Below are 14,174 nucleotides of genomic sequence, written 5' to 3'. Positions count from 1 at the left end.
AGAGACGGCAGTCAGTGACTGTAATCAGGCGCCGACCGCCATGCGGGTTTCGTCGACACTATTTGCCTGAGGATCGCGCAGGACATATCCGCGGCCCCAAACCGTTTCGATGTAATTTTCGCCTCCAGTTGCGTTGCTGAGCTTCTTGCGCAGCTTGCAGATGAAAACATCGATGATTTTCAGTTCCGGCTCGTCCATCCCGCCGTAGAGGTGGTTCAGGAACATCTCTTTGGTCAGCGTCGTTCCCTTGCGCAGGCTCAGAAGTTCAAGCATCTGGTATTCCTTACCGGTCAGATGAACTGTCTTGCCTTCGACCTCGACCGTCTTGGCATCAAGATTCACTGCGACACGGCCGGTTTGGATGATGGATTGCGAGTGTCCTTTGGACCGCCGGATGATCGCGTGGATACGCGCAACCAGCTCCTCTCGGTGGAACGGTTTGGTCAGATAATCGTCCGCCCCAAACCCAAAACCCTTGATCTTGCTTTCTGTATCGTCCGCGCCGGACAGGATCAGGATCGGTGTTTCGACCCTGGCAATCCGCAGTTGGCGCAGAACCTCATGCCCGTTCATGTCCGGCAGATTCAGATCCAGCAGTATCAGATCATAGTCGTAGAGCTTCGCAAGATCTATGCCTTCTTCGCCCAGGTCCGTCGCATATACGTTCAGGTTCGCATGTGTCAGCATCAACTCGATGCTTTTGGACGTTGTCGGATCATCCTCGACAAGAAGTATTCGCATTTCACTGCTCCAATTCAGTTCAATCTTTCCAATTAAAATCGAGCCTGAACAAAAATGGTTAATCCGACGTTACCGTTGAATCATTTATTCACTTTCCCCTTTAGGTTGTCGATATTTTTTTAGTGCGGTCACTTTCAACGCATCGACGCCGTGTTCGGCAACCATCGATACCCATGTGTTGAATTCTTCGTCGCTGATACCGTATTGCTTCTTCGCATCCGACAGGGATATCAGCCCGTAAAGCACGCCCCGCACCACCAGGATCTTGCGCGATGCGACCCATCTGCGCGTATCCGCCGGGGGCAGATCTGCGCGCGTCATGATCGATCCATCCGGCAGCGTGATCGACCTTGGCCCTTCCACTTTGTGCAAATACATCTTGTTACCCTTTTCCTGCTGCATCAAAGCTGGCACCAGCCTACTTAAAACAGAGTGAAACCGCCCCTTGAGAGTGTGTAGAATTTTCCTATATTCTGCCGGTCTTTCTTAACCCGGACTGGAACCGCCAAATGGCCCTTGATACCGAGACACCGCTGAACTCGCTTGGCTTCGCCAAACCGCCCTCGGAAACGCGGGTGGTGGTTGCCATGTCCGGCGGCGTGGACAGTTCGGTCGTTGCGGCCCATCTGGCGGATCAAGGCTATGACGTGGTGGGTGTGACGTTGCAGCTTTATGACCACGGCGCGGCCTTGGCCAAGAAAGGTGCGTGCTGTGCCGGGATCGATATCCACGACGCGCGACGGGTCGCCGAAGAGCGAGGCTTCCCGCATTACGTTCTGGACTATGAAAATATCTTCAAGGACGCGGTGATTGACGAATTCGCCGACAGCTACCTTGCAGGCGCGACCCCTGTTCCGTGTATTCGCTGCAATGAACGCGTGAAGTTCAAGGATTTGCTCGAGACCGCCAAGGACCTTGAGGCCGACTGCATGGCAACCGGTCACTACATCCAGCGCAAGATGGGCCCGAATGGGCCAGAGCTGCACAGTGCAGAGGATGCCAATCGCGATCAGTCATATTTTCTGTTCTCGACGACACCGGAGCAGCTGGAGTTCCTGCGCTTTCCACTGGGCCACCTGCCATCCAAGGACGCAACGCGCGAGATGGCCGCGCAATACGGTCTGGCCGTGGCGGACAAACCCGACAGTCAGGACATCTGCTTCGTACCCAATGGCAACTATGCCAGCGTGATCGAGAAACTGCGCCCCGGTGCGGCGGAACCGGGTGAGATCGTCCACGCCGATGGCCGCGTTTTGGCGCAACACAACGGCGTCATCCATTACACGATCGGCCAGCGCCGTGGTTTGGGCATCGGCGGCCTCAGCGACCCGCTTTATGTGGTCAAGCTGGACGTCGACACAAAGCAAGTTGTCGTTGGGCCAAAAGAAATGCTGGCCACGCGCATCGTTCCGGTGCGTGAGATCAACTGGCTGGGCGACGAACCCTTCACTTCGCGCGATGAATGGCATTTGTCTGTCAAGGTCCGCTCGACCCGCCCGCCGCGCGAGGCGATCATCCGGCCTTCGTCGGACACCACGGCCGAGGTCGAACTGCTGACACCCGAAGAAGGCATTTCGTCGGGGCAGGCCTGCGTTTTCTATGCGAATGAAGGCAGCCGCATCTTTGGCGGCGGCTGGATCTGGCGCGGGTATTAAACCGCGTCAGTCCACGAGTTGCTCAGGATATAAAGCCCGGCGCAGATCATGACAAAAGGCACGAGACGTTCCAGTCTTTGCGCTAACACACCGGTCATGAAGCTGGCCCGTGCGCCCATCAAGCCCAAAAGCGCCAATCCGAACGCCGCCAATGTCGCGCCAATCACCCCGGCCGCCCGAAAGCTGGGAACCGAATCCGCCAGCAGTGGAGCCAAAACGGCGAACGTGTCCATCGACAGGCTGATAAACAGCATCATGGTCATGAGCATCGATGCGCTTGCGGACACGCGCGGGGCTTCCTCGGACCGTTGGCCCCAAAATTGTCGGATCACGCCGATCACCCCGAGCGTCAGCGGGATCACTCCAAGATATCCGGCCCATTGCGGTACCACATCCTCGACCCCCAAGGCCAGCAACAGAGCTGCATAGATCACGATAATCTGCGCCAGCAAGAACCCGAGGACCGCACGCTGCGGACCGGAAACCATCATCAGCGCCAACAGAGCTGCCAGATTGTCGAGGTTCGTCAATACCTGCGCCATGAACGCCGAAGCGGCAAAGACCACATGATCCAGCATCACGTACCCATCCGTTCCAGAACCGCGCGGGCGGCGCGCAAACCCGGCGCCTCTCCTCCGCGTCCCAATCGTTCCATCGTCAGGGCCATGGCTTCGCGCTGGTCGTCAGGGTTGGCGGCGACCCGCGTCAGGGCCACAGCGATTTTGTCGGGCTGGCAGTCATTCAGCAGACATTCCGGCACCGCGCGGGTCTCGGACACCAGATTGACCAGTGTGACTGTGTCCAGCTTGACCATCCGCTTCGCAATCTGGTGCGTCAACCAGTTCAGGTTATAGGCAATCACCATCGGAGTCGCTTGCGCCGCCAGCTCCAGTGAAACGGTCCCTGACGCTGCCAATGACAGGTCCGCTGCGGCAAAAGCCGCGCGTTTTTGTGCCTGAGCCTGATCCGAAGGCAGGGACCGCGGGTCGACGACCACAGGTTTGCCCGGCCAGTTTTTCGTGTGTTCCGATACCGTCTCAACCATATGAGAGACCGCCGGTACGACGACACGCGTCGTCGGGCGATCCCTCAGGAACAGGGACAGCGCCTGCCCGAAGACCGGCGCAAGGCGGTCGACCTCTCCCCGGCGCGATCCAGGAAGAGCGAGAAGCAGCGGAGCATCGCCGAGATCATGGGCGGAACGAAACGCCGAGATATCCTTGGCCGTGGCGATGGGTTCGTTCACGACCGGGTGTCCCACAAAGTCACACTCCATACCGGCACGTTCCATATAGGGCGGTTCAAATGGCAGCAGGGCCAGAACGTGATCGATGACCTTTGCCATCTTGTCCGCTCTTCCAGGTCGCCAAGCCCAGACCGAGGGCGCGACATAGTGGACAGTGCGGATAGCGCTGGCGGCCTTGACCAGCTTGGCGACGCGCAGCGAAAAGTCCGGGCTGTCAATCGTGATCAGGACATCAGGTTGGGTATCCAGCACGGCCTGAGCTGTCTGGGAGATCCGGCGTTTGAGATGAAAGAACTTCGGCAGAACCTCGACCAAGCCCATGACACTGAGCTCGGCCATTGGAAACCTGCTTTGCAACCCTTGCGCCTGCATCAAGGGACCACCTACGCCGTCGAACTCAACATCCGGGACGAGAGCCTTCAAGCCCTCCATCAACGCACCGCCCAACCGGTCGCCCGAGGGTTCTCCGGCGACCAGAAAAACGCGCATCAGACAGCCCGCTCGCGAACGGTCAGGAACAGGCCCAGCCGATCACATTCCTCGATGACGCGATCCCGCTGCAGGACTAGAACTCCGCCCTTTTCGATGACGATCCCGGACAGCCCCGCGGCCACGGCACCCGACACGGTATCGGGCCCTATCGCCGGCAAATCCGCGCGCCGATCCTGATCAGGTTTGGGCCCCTTGAACAATACGCCACCCCCTGCGTCCGGTCGCTGGGTCAGGGATTGCAACATCCAGGCCGTGCCGAAAATGCTCTCGATGGCCAGCACCTGCCCTTTCAGGACAACGCAGGCCTGACCGACATCCGCAGCGCCCATTGCGCGCAGTACACCGGCTGCACGGTCGGCGTCTGTCAAATCTGCGTCAGACGGTTGGGCCTCGGTCAGGCAGCCCAAAGGTGGTAAAAGTTCGGGTGCTATCTGATGGGCCGCGCGAACATCCAGGCCCGCGTCCTCGAATATCCCGATGACGGCCCGCAGGGCACCGTCGTCCCCGGACATGATCGCTTTTTGCAGGATTGGAACCAAAGGCATCGTTGCGGCATCAATACGCGCGGGATCGACAACCGGTCGACGCACTGCCCCTGCCATGCAAATCTGCGCTACACCGCGCGACTTCAACTCGGCAATGAAACTGCCGAGTCGTTCAAGCGGAAAGACCAGCTCGGCCTTCAGGTGGTCGGGTTCGAACCCTTCCAATGCACAGATCAGCGGGCGCTCGGGCAAAACGGACACGATTTCATCCGGCAAAGCGCCCGTTCCTGCGATCAGCGCCAGCATGAAGTCATTTCCCCGGTGTCAGGAAAGAACGATCGGTATCACCGGTCACAAATTCGACAATCCGGCGCACATATTCGCTCTCGGCGTCCTCGCCCAGACGCTGCGCACGATCCATGAAAGTTCCCTCACCTTCGGACAGCTCTCGGAACGCTGCGCGCAGGGCCGAGATGTCGGCCCGTGTCACACCACGTCGCTTGAGCCCGACCAGATTCAGCCCATCAAGTTCGCCGCGAGGCGCCTGAACGAGACCATATGGGATCACATCCTTGGCGACCATAGTCAGAGCCCCGATGATAGCGCCCTGTCCGACCCGCACCCACTGGTGCAGGCCCGAGATGCCACCGACGATCACGTCATCCTCAATGATGCAATGCCCAGCTGCACCGGCATGGTTGACCATGATGACACGGTTACCGATCTGCACGTCATGCGCCACGTGAACGCCGGCCATCAGAAGACAGTCATCTCCGATCCGGGTTACGCCGCCGCCGCCCTCAGTTCCGGTATTCACCGTTACGTGTTCACGAATACGGTTGCGCTTGCCGATCTCAAGACGGGTATTTTCGCCGCCAAACTTCAGATCCTGCGGAATCTCACCGATAACCGAGAAGTTAAAGACCACGCTGTCGTCGCCAATCGATGTATCGCCGGTCACCACGACATGCGATTTCAGCTCCACCCGGTCGCCAAGACGCACCTGCGCACCAACGTAGCAGAACGGGCCGATCTTACAGTCCTGACCAATCTGCACGCCGTCTTCAACTATTGCGCTGGGATGGATTTCGCTCATGTCGTCTTTTCCATGTCCCAGTCTACATAGGCCGAGAATTCGGCCTCGGCCGCAACCTCGCCATCGACGGTTGCGCGACCGCTGAATTTGAAGATCTTGCCGCCTTTTTTGCCGCGCACCGTTTCGACGTGCATCTCAAGGACATCGCCCGGAATGACCTTGCGACGGAATTTGCACTTGTCGATGTTCATGAAGTAGATCAGCAACTCGCTGTCGATGACATCCATGCCGACGCCCAGCATGACGCCTGCGGTCTGCGCCATTGCCTCGACAATGGTCACACCCGGCATGATCGGAGTACCCGGGAAATGCCCCTGAAAATGCGGCTCGTTCATGGTGACGTTCTTGATACCAACCGCAGACTGATACCCTTCGATATCCACAACCTTGTCGACCAGGAGAAACGGGTAACGATGCGGTAGAATGCGCTGAATCAACTGAATGTCGGCACTCTTGGTTTCCGTGGTCATGGTGCAGATGTCCCGTTCTGAATTTTTCTGTTCCGCGTGGTTAGCAATACCAGTCCGCAAGGGCAAGCGGAGCTATTCGCTGCGCCCGTTTTCAAGCGCGCTCCCGTCACCGATCGCGGCATTGATCCGTGTAATTGCGGCGTCGGTGATGTCAGACGCGTCCGAACTCAGGAATACGCTGGACCGTTCGATAATGATCGAGGCGCCGGTTTCACGCATCAGCTCGATCAATACCGGCTGTGCCATCTCGACAAAGGTGTTGCGCGCCTCTTCGCTGCGTCTGGCCAAGGCATCAAGTTTTGCACGTTGGCTTTCGCGGTGCTTCTGAACCTTTTCGTCAAAGGCTTCTGCCAGAGGGCGAAACTCTTCAGCCGTCAGTTCAGCCCGCTTTTCTGTCAGTTCCCGTTCTTCCTTGCTGAGTGCCTCGATGATACGCTCGTTTTCCTCAGCCAATTCCGCGCTTTCCACTTCGATTTCGCGAAACACACGCTGTCCAAAGGCAGATCCGGAAAAAAGCCGTTCACCCGAAATCGTCAAAACGCCGGACTGCGGCACACCCAATTGCTGCGCGCTGCCCCCGCCGGCTGCCACCATCGCAAGAAAAGCACACAGGGCCCAGATCGGGCCCTGCAATTTCTTTAGCAAACTCATGAACATACGTCCTTAGAACTGAGCTTGAATGGTCAGGTCGAAGTTCTGCTCTTTGTCAAAGCTTTCTTTTTTCAAAGGTTGTGAGAAGTTGAACCGCAAGGGCCCAAACGGCGTAGTCCACAGAACCGACACTCCGATCACGTGACGGATGGATCCGTTCGCACCAACGATATTGGCTCCAGCCGTGTTGACATTGTCGATGTTGTAAAGGTTGCCGACGTCATAGAACACACCACCACGCAAACCAAGCTCTTCGGGCAGACCCAGCGGGAAATCGGACTCGAACCGGGCAACCCAGTAGTAGTTGCCACCGATAGCGTCATCCTGACCGTTCGACAAATCGCGCGGACCGAGACCGGCAGGTTCAAAGCCGCGGAACGTACTTGGGCCCAGAACAAAGCGGTCAAGAGTACGGCTGAAGTTGTTCCCGGTCCAATTCAGGGCCCCAAGCTCGAGCGTGGCGCGCAAAACCACCTCTTCGTTCAGCACTCTCTGCTGTGCGATCGCGCGGGCCGTCGTCTTGATGTACTCACTGTCGCCACCCAATCCGGCGGCATCGATATTCGCCTCAAGAAGCACACCCGCATTAGGGTTCAGTCCACCCAATCGGCTATCATAGACGTAGGAAAGACCAATTGAGCTGGCAGTCTGCTTACCCTGTGCAATTTCCGAAGCGATCACCGCTCCGCTGGTCTGACCGCTTTGCTGGGTCATTTCGCTGCGGTTCCACCCATACCGCAATCGAAGCGAAGACAATTCACCGATGGCGTAACTTAGCTGTGGATTGAAGAACACGGTTTTTGTGTCGAACGTCGCAAAGCTGGAATTGGTGGATGCCAAACCGGTTCCCAAATCGAACCGCAGCCTTCGTCCCAGAAGATAGGGTTCACTAAAGTTGATCGTGTATTCCTCGGCGTCCTGGGCAGTCGACAGCGTAACGCCAAGGTTCTGACCGCGACCCAGGAAGTTGGACTCGTTCAGACCGATTGCAATCCCGAAACCATCGGACACCGAGTAGCTGCCGCCCAAGCTAAGCGAGCCTGTCGGCTGTTCTTCTACATCCACGTCCACGATCACCTGGCTGGGGGTAGAGCCTTCGCGGGTTTCGACGTCGGCGACTGAAAAGAACCCGAGCGCCCGGATGCGTTCCGCGCTCTGGCGAATTTCGCGCGGATTGAACGGATCACCTTCGACCGTGTCAAACTGGCGGCGGATCACCTGGTCCAGAGTTGTGGTGTTGCCCTCGATATCGATACGTTCGACGAAGATCCGAGGCCCTTTTGTCAGAACAAACTGCACATCCAATGTAAGATTGCGTTCATTGCGGGTGACGCGGGGCTCGACGCGCAGGAAGTCGACACCCTGCTTGATGCCCAGACGTTCCTGACGCGCAATCGAGTTTTCGATCAGCGTTGGCGAATAGACTACATCCGGTTTGATCTTAAGCGCGTCCTGATAGGCTGCCGCGTCGACACCTGGAATCTCGCTGACAGTCGAAATCTGCCCGAACTTGAACTGCTGCCCCTCGGTGACATTGATGACCAGAAAGAAAGCGTCCCGTTCACGGGTCAGTTCCACATTCGCACTGTTGACGCGGAAATCTGCGTACCCGCGCGACAGATAGAAATCGCGCAGAACCTGTTTATCGAACTCGATCCGATCCGCGATAAATGTGTCGCCGCGCAGGAAGGTGCGTAGAAAATTGGCCTGCTTGGTTTCCAGTACGCGGCGCAGACGTCGGTCGGAATAAGCACGGTTGCCGACAAAGCTGACGCGCTCGATCTCGATAGTTGTGCCTTCAGCCACTTCAAAAACCAGATCGACCCGATTGTCGCTGCGGCGGATGATACGCGGAATAACAGTGGCGGCGATTCGACCCTGCGCAGAATACACTTCGGCAATCAAATCGGCGTCAGCTTCGGCCATTTGCGGGGTAAAGACACGTCTGGGCTGGGACGAAATCGCTTCCAGAAGGATATCGTCTTTGACGCGGCGATTCCCTTCGATGCTGATCTGGTTGATTGTGGGGTATTCCTCAACTTCGATGACCAGTGTGCTGCCGCGCGGGGTCAACTCAACTGTCTCAAAAACGCCACTGTCAAGCAAACGCTGAAAAGCGTCGTTTAGCTGCCCAGCCGTCACGGTCTGACCCGCTTCGATTCCCGTTCGCGCGATGATGGTCGAGGTTTCGATCCGGCGATTTCCCTCAACTTCGAAGTTGGTGATCGTGTAGGTTTGCGCCCGAGCCGCTTGCGGCAAAGTCAGTAAACTCAGCGCTACAAAGAGAAAAAGAAACGTTAGTGCTCGCCACAAAATCTTGCCTTGCGACAATTTCAAGCCGCAGGATGTGCCCGTGCCTCTGCTGTCCGCCATTTTATTTTTCTACCCAGAATTTTCAGACTTTAGCAGTTGAGTAGCGGGAATGACCTGTCTTGTCAAAAGACGAAACGGCACATGCGCACATTGATTTGTGCGCGCATCAAACTGACAATTTGGGAAGAATCAAAGACCTGCGAGATACGCACCAGCAGCCAGCGCCAACGCGGTTACACCAAAGCTCAGCAGCGTGTCCCAGTTCAGCATGAACAGGAAACTGAAACTCCGGTATGATTTTTGCAACGCCTTGGTCATTTCGACACGATCCATTGGTCTGACTTCAGTTGAAACAGTAACCCCAAAATGAGGCATTTTTGCGTCCCAACCGTGCAGGCAGCGCCTTAATTTAGCAGAACAGGTCGTTGCTGACCGAAAACAGCATCAGCGAAAGTATCAGAGTTATTCCAATCCCCATCAGCACACGAAGCGCTTTGTCGCTGGGCGGCTTTCCCGTCACTGCTTCATAAGCATAAAACACCAGATGCCCGCCATCCAGCGCCGGGATCGGGAACAGGTTGAGCAATCCGACGGCCGTCGACAGAACAGCGATGAAAAAGACGAAGTTTTGCGCGCCCTGGCTGGCCATCGCGCCTGACGTTTCGGCGATACCAATGGGACCGGATATGTTGCAGGTGCTGATCGCACCGGTGATCATATGCCATATGCCGGAAAGCGATCCCTCGATAATGCGGACCGTCTGACGTACTCCGCCGGTCAACGAATCCCAAACCCCGGCGGGAACCGTCTCTGGTTCCAGCATCATTCCACCGACAATGCCAATGCGCCAATGCGTTACGAATCCACCTTCCGCTTGCGGTTCATCCGTCCTTCTCGGAGCCAGAGCGAACTCGAGTTCGGCCCCGTCCCGCCAGACATTTAACAGCAACGGCCGCCCATCCGAGCTTTCGACATGTTCCTTGAGCTGTCCAAATGCAAATATCGGGTCGCCATCAATCGCGGTGATGACATCGCCCGCCTGCAATTGAATGTCCATCGCCGCACTGCGCGGCGCAACCTGTTGAATCAAAGGTGGAAACAGCCATGGCGCGGCCACGTCCAGGGTCTGCCCATTACGGATAACCGTATAGTCGAGGACTGGTTCGACGGGCAATTCGCTGGTGAACTCGGACCAGGTACTCTGATCATCGAAATCAGGGGTCGTGATGCCGGCAATGGCTACGATCTCGTCCCCTTCCTGAAGGCCCTGAACCGTCCCCGGAAGAGGATGCAGCGAACCAACGGTCAATGGCTCTCGCGACACGCCCTGTGACCAGAAGATCAGGCCAAAGACGAGGACGGACATTGCGAAATTGAACACAGGTCCGGCCGCGACGGTTGCAGTACGGGCCCACAGGGGCGCCCCGTGCATGGTATGTCGAAGCTCTTCCGGGTTTTGCTCGGAAATTTCGTCCATTGCAGCATCGTCTTTCCCGGATGCAGCGTTGGCATCACCCAGAAATTTGACATAACCACCAAGCGGCAACAACGCCACCTGCCATCGGGTGCCGCGTTTGTCGACGCGGCTCCAGAGCACGGGACCGAATCCGATCGAAAACACCTCGGCATGGATACCTGACCAGCGACCCACGATGTAGTGGCCGTATTCGTGCACGGCGACGATCACAGACAACGCCACCACAAAGGCCAGCACGGTATACAGCAAGCCACCAAATTGAGGGATAAAAGAGAATATGTCCAAAAGTCTTATCCTGCTCGTTCAAGTACGGCTTCATCGATCCACTTACGTGCCAGATGGTCCATTTGCTGCACGTTATCAAGGGTCAAAGCGGCGTCAATAAGGCCATCCGCGGCGTCGAACCGGTCGAGAACGGACGACACCATGTCAGCCATGTCCAGAAATCCCACACGGCGGGCAATGAAATGATCCAGAGCCCTTTCCTTGGACGCGTTGAACACCGCTCCGGATAATCCGCCCCGGTCCATCACGTCTTTCGCAAGGCGAAGGGCGGGATAGCGGGCTTCATCCGGGGCGAAAAACCGCAACTGCCCCAGTTCGGCAAGATCCAGTCGCGGAACCGGCAATTCCTGACGCTCGGGCCAATGTAGCGCGTAGCCAATAGCATGGCGCATGTCGGGCGCTCCAAGATGGCTCATGATGGCGCCATCACGGAAGCCGACCAGAGCGTGGACAATGGACTCGGGGTGAACCAGCACCTCGATCCTCTCAGGTTGAATCCCGAAAAATTCTCTGGTTTCTATGACTTCCAGTGCCTTGTTAAACATAGAGGCGCTATCAATCGTGATACGCTGCCCCATGTTCCAGTTCGGATGGCTGGAGGCTTGCTCAACCGTTGCATTTGCAAGATCGCGCAGGGGCCAATCACGAAAAGCACCACCGCTGGCGGTGATGATGATGCGTTCAACCGTGCCTATGTCCTCGCCCACCAATGCCTGAAAGACAGCGGAATGCTCGCTGTCCACTGGTAACAGGCGCGCGCCGTGTTTGCGGGCGGTCTCAAGTACCAGTGGACCAGCGCAGACCAAAGTTTCCTTGTTGGCCAAAGCCAAAGTCGCGCCCTGTTCAAGCGCGGCAATGCCCGGCGCCAACCCCGCTGCGCCGACAATAGCGGACATGACCCAATCTGTCGGGCGCGATGCGGCCTCGGTCAAGGCCGCCTGCCCGGCAGCCGCTTCAATCCCCGTTCCGGCCAACGCGCGGCGCAAATCGTCCAGCCGATCTCCGAAAGCAGTCACCGCCAGACCTGCGCCAAGCCGCTGCGCGTCCTCGGCTAATTGCGCGATGTTCCTGCCACCGGTCAGGGCCACAACATCATAGGAATCCGGATCACGTGAAATCAGATCGATCGTGTTTTGCCCAATCGATCCGGTCGCACCCAAAATCGACACTCTACGCATCACATTCCTCCGGGCGCATAAAACAACCCTGCGAGTAGTACAAACAGCGATGCCCCCATCATACCATCAAAGCGGTCCAGAAAACCGCCGTGACCGGGGATCAGGTTCGAGCTGTCCTTCACGCCAAACTTCCGCTTTGTCGCGCTTTCGACAATATCGCCAGCCTGGCTGGCCATCGACGCAAGAACCGAGATGCCGACAAACAGAAGGCCAAAACCCGTCTGACTTGCGAACACGGCGCCAACGATTGCAGCGGCCACCCAGCCACCTGCTGTCCCCGACCACGTTTTCTTGGGACTGACCCGAGGCCAGAATTTCGGCCCGCCGATCGCTTTGCCAACGAAATAGCCCGCCACATCTGTCGCGACCACGACGAGGATCAACCAGACCATCCAGCCAAAGCCCATGTTCTCGCGGATCGAGATAAAGCCCAGACCGGCTGCCGCGATCCAGAACGCAAACAGTACATATATGCCTTTCGCGCGTTTGATCTGCCCCGCCCCAACAAGCGCAGGAGCCAGAAGAAACGGCAATTTGTAAAGCGGTGGAAGGTGATAGCTCAGAACCACGGCGACACCAGTCAGTATCCCCAACTGGATGGCAACTCCGAACCGATCCGGCTCGATCATCCGCACAAGTTCCCAGGTCATCAGGCCACACGCGGCCGCTATGAACGCCTCGAACCACAGACCGCCCAGCCAAACCTCAACTGCGCCGATTACCACCAGAACCGCTGCAGACAAGACCCTGGTCGTCAGATCAGACCATCGGCCATCGCTCATGCGAGAACAGCCCCGAACCGTCGTTCGCGGGCCCCGAAATTGCGACACAGCCGTTCCAGTTCGGCTGCAGTGAAATCCGGCCACAGGGTATCGATGAATTCGTATTCCGAATATGCCGACTGCCAGAGCAGAAAATTGGAAATGCGCGCCTCTCCGCTTGTGCGGATCACTAGATCCGGGTCCGGCAGGACGCGCGTATCCAGATATTTCGGCAAGGTTTCCTCATCAACATCCTCTGGACGCAACCGACCTTCGGCGACATCGCGCGCAAGACGTTTTGTGGCCCGCGCAACTTCGTCCCGCCCGCCATAGTTCAGAGCAACCGTCAGGTGTACAAGATCATTGTCCTGCGTTTCCCGCTCAAGCGCATCCATCAGCCCGGTCAGCTTGGAATCCAATCGCACGCGGTCGCCAATGAACCGGACGCGAATACCGTTTTCCTTCAGCGTCTGCGCCTCTTTGGTGATGTAGCGGCGAAACAGGCTCATCAGCCCGGCCACCTCGGCCTGGGTCCGCTTCCAGTTCTCGGTCGAAAAGGCAAAAACCGTCAGATATTTGATCCCAAGGCCCGGGCAGGCTTCAACCACCTCACGCACGCGCCGTGCGCCTGCGTGGTGGCCGAACAACCGGGGCCGTCCCCGCGCCTGCGCCCATCGGCCGTTCCCATCCATGATGATCGCCACATGTGTGGGGCCGACGGCCGACGAATTATGAGGGTCCTTGAGCATATCCGGGGGTCAGACCTGCATGATCTCGGCTTGTTTGGTCTCAAGCGCGTCATCGACCGCTTTGATCATTTCGTCTGTCAGATCCTGTACTTCCGCCTCCCACAGTTTCTGATCGTCCTCGGACATACCGTCCGCCTTGGCTTTCTTGATCTGATCCATGCCATCGCGCCGTACGTTGCGGATCGAAACACGTGCGCTTTCTGCGTACTGACCGGCAACTTTGCCCAGCTCGCGGCGGCGCTCCTCGTTCAGCTCGGGGATCGGCAACATAATAATCGTGCCGTTTAGCTGCGGGTTGATGCCCAACCCGCTTTCCCGGATCGCCTTTTCCACCTTGCCGACCAAGGATTTGTCCCAGACATTTACAGTAACCATGCGGGGCTCGGGCACGTTGACAGTGCCGACCTGATTGATCGGAGTCATCGAGCCGTAAGCGTCAACCATGACCGGTTCCAGCATCGATGCCGACGCGCGCCCGGTCCGAAGTGACGCAAATTCGGTTCTGAGATTGGCCATCGCGCCGTCCATGCGGCGTTTCAGATCATCGGTGTCCAGTACGAAATCGTCAGACATTC

At 57.5% G+C, this 14,174-nt stretch carries 16 protein-coding genes; 1 reads left to right on the top strand and 15 read right to left on the bottom strand.

Annotated elements, in window-relative coordinates; genetic code table 11:
• Positions 1-24: 24 nt before the first annotated feature.
• Together ctrA and sciP are read right to left on the bottom strand one after the other, a co-directional pair.
• Complete coding sequence (ctrA, locus tag AC2TDJ_RS04505; RefSeq protein ID WP_480839643.1) at positions 25-741, bottom strand: response regulator transcription factor CtrA; 717 nt, start codon at positions 739-741, stop codon at positions 25-27.
• Positions 742-825: 84 nt separating this feature from the next.
• Entirely contained in the window at positions 826-1,119 is a 294-nt protein-coding gene (gene sciP, locus AC2TDJ_RS04500) for a CtrA inhibitor SciP (protein WP_480840228.1), read from the bottom strand.
• Positions 1,120-1,250: 131 nt separating this feature from the next.
• Here sciP and mnmA point away from each other — a divergent pair, with 131 nt between their 5' ends.
• Positions 1,251-2,396 (top strand): tRNA 2-thiouridine(34) synthase MnmA, encoded by a 1,146-nt coding sequence (gene mnmA, locus AC2TDJ_RS04495; protein WP_480839641.1) that lies wholly within the window; start codon positions 1,251-1,253, stop codon positions 2,394-2,396.
• On the opposite strand, the gene AC2TDJ_RS04490 is transcribed toward mnmA, so the two are convergent.
• From AC2TDJ_RS04490 to frr, 13 genes are all read right to left on the bottom strand, one after another.
• On the bottom strand, positions 2,393-2,974 hold the full coding sequence (locus AC2TDJ_RS04490) for a hypothetical protein (RefSeq protein WP_480839640.1): 582 nt from the start codon (positions 2,972-2,974) through the stop codon (positions 2,393-2,395). The genes mnmA and AC2TDJ_RS04490 overlap by 4 nt on opposite strands.
• Entirely contained in the window at positions 2,974-4,131 is a 1,158-nt protein-coding gene (lpxB, locus tag AC2TDJ_RS04485; RefSeq protein ID WP_480839639.1) for a lipid-A-disaccharide synthase, read from the bottom strand. The genes AC2TDJ_RS04490 and lpxB overlap by 1 nt, the downstream gene beginning before the upstream one ends.
• Positions 4,131-4,925, bottom strand: coding sequence for an LpxI family protein (locus AC2TDJ_RS04480; protein ID WP_480839638.1), 795 nt, complete (start codon positions 4,923-4,925; stop codon positions 4,131-4,133). The genes lpxB and AC2TDJ_RS04480 overlap by 1 nt, the downstream gene beginning before the upstream one ends.
• Positions 4,926-4,929: 4 nt before the next feature.
• Positions 4,930-5,715: an acyl-ACP--UDP-N-acetylglucosamine O-acyltransferase gene (gene lpxA, locus AC2TDJ_RS04475; RefSeq protein ID WP_480839636.1), complete on the bottom strand. Its 786-nt coding sequence runs from the start codon at positions 5,713-5,715 to the stop codon at positions 4,930-4,932.
• Entirely contained in the window at positions 5,712-6,185 is a 474-nt protein-coding gene (gene fabZ / locus AC2TDJ_RS04470; protein ID WP_480839634.1) for a 3-hydroxyacyl-ACP dehydratase FabZ, read from the bottom strand. The genes lpxA and fabZ overlap by 4 nt, the downstream gene beginning before the upstream one ends.
• Positions 6,186-6,257: 72 nt before the next feature.
• Positions 6,258-6,836 carry an OmpH family outer membrane protein gene (locus tag AC2TDJ_RS04465; RefSeq protein WP_480839632.1) on the bottom strand — a complete coding sequence of 193 codons (579 nt, stop codon included), beginning with the start codon at positions 6,834-6,836 and terminating at the stop codon, positions 6,258-6,260.
• A 12-nt stretch (positions 6,837-6,848) separates the two neighbouring features.
• The gene (gene bamA / locus AC2TDJ_RS04460; protein WP_480839630.1) at positions 6,849-9,209 is read right to left on the bottom strand and encodes an outer membrane protein assembly factor BamA; all 2,361 of its coding nucleotides are present in this window, start codon (positions 9,207-9,209) and stop codon (positions 6,849-6,851) included.
• 129 nt (positions 9,210-9,338) lie between these two features.
• The gene (locus AC2TDJ_RS04455; protein WP_480839628.1) at positions 9,339-9,482 is read right to left on the bottom strand and encodes a hypothetical protein; all 144 of its coding nucleotides are present in this window, start codon (positions 9,480-9,482) and stop codon (positions 9,339-9,341) included.
• 76 nt (positions 9,483-9,558) lie between these two features.
• On the bottom strand, positions 9,559-10,911 hold the full coding sequence (gene rseP, locus AC2TDJ_RS04450) for an RIP metalloprotease RseP (RefSeq protein ID WP_480839626.1): 1,353 nt from the start codon (positions 10,909-10,911) through the stop codon (positions 9,559-9,561).
• A 5-nt stretch (positions 10,912-10,916) separates the two neighbouring features.
• Complete coding sequence (gene dxr, locus AC2TDJ_RS04445) at positions 10,917-12,089, bottom strand: 1-deoxy-D-xylulose-5-phosphate reductoisomerase (protein ID WP_480839624.1); 1,173 nt, start codon at positions 12,087-12,089, stop codon at positions 10,917-10,919.
• The gene (locus AC2TDJ_RS04440) at positions 12,089-12,871 is read right to left on the bottom strand and encodes a phosphatidate cytidylyltransferase (RefSeq protein WP_480839622.1); all 783 of its coding nucleotides are present in this window, start codon (positions 12,869-12,871) and stop codon (positions 12,089-12,091) included. Before AC2TDJ_RS04440 ends, dxr begins: the two co-directional genes overlap by 1 nt.
• Complete coding sequence (uppS, locus tag AC2TDJ_RS04435; RefSeq protein WP_480839620.1) at positions 12,868-13,599, bottom strand: undecaprenyl pyrophosphate synthase; 732 nt, start codon at positions 13,597-13,599, stop codon at positions 12,868-12,870. The genes AC2TDJ_RS04440 and uppS overlap by 4 nt, the downstream gene beginning before the upstream one ends.
• Before the next feature lie 9 nt (positions 13,600-13,608).
• Entirely contained in the window at positions 13,609-14,172 is a 564-nt protein-coding gene (frr, locus tag AC2TDJ_RS04430) for a ribosome recycling factor (RefSeq protein WP_480839618.1), read from the bottom strand.
• Between the last annotated feature and the right edge of the window lie 2 nt (positions 14,173-14,174).

The sequence above is a fragment of the Ruegeria sp. HKCCD6647-2 genome (assembly GCF_057221075.1).
The sequence above is the reverse complement of the archived record's forward strand: the minus strand, read 5'-3'. Positions and strand labels throughout refer to the sequence as shown.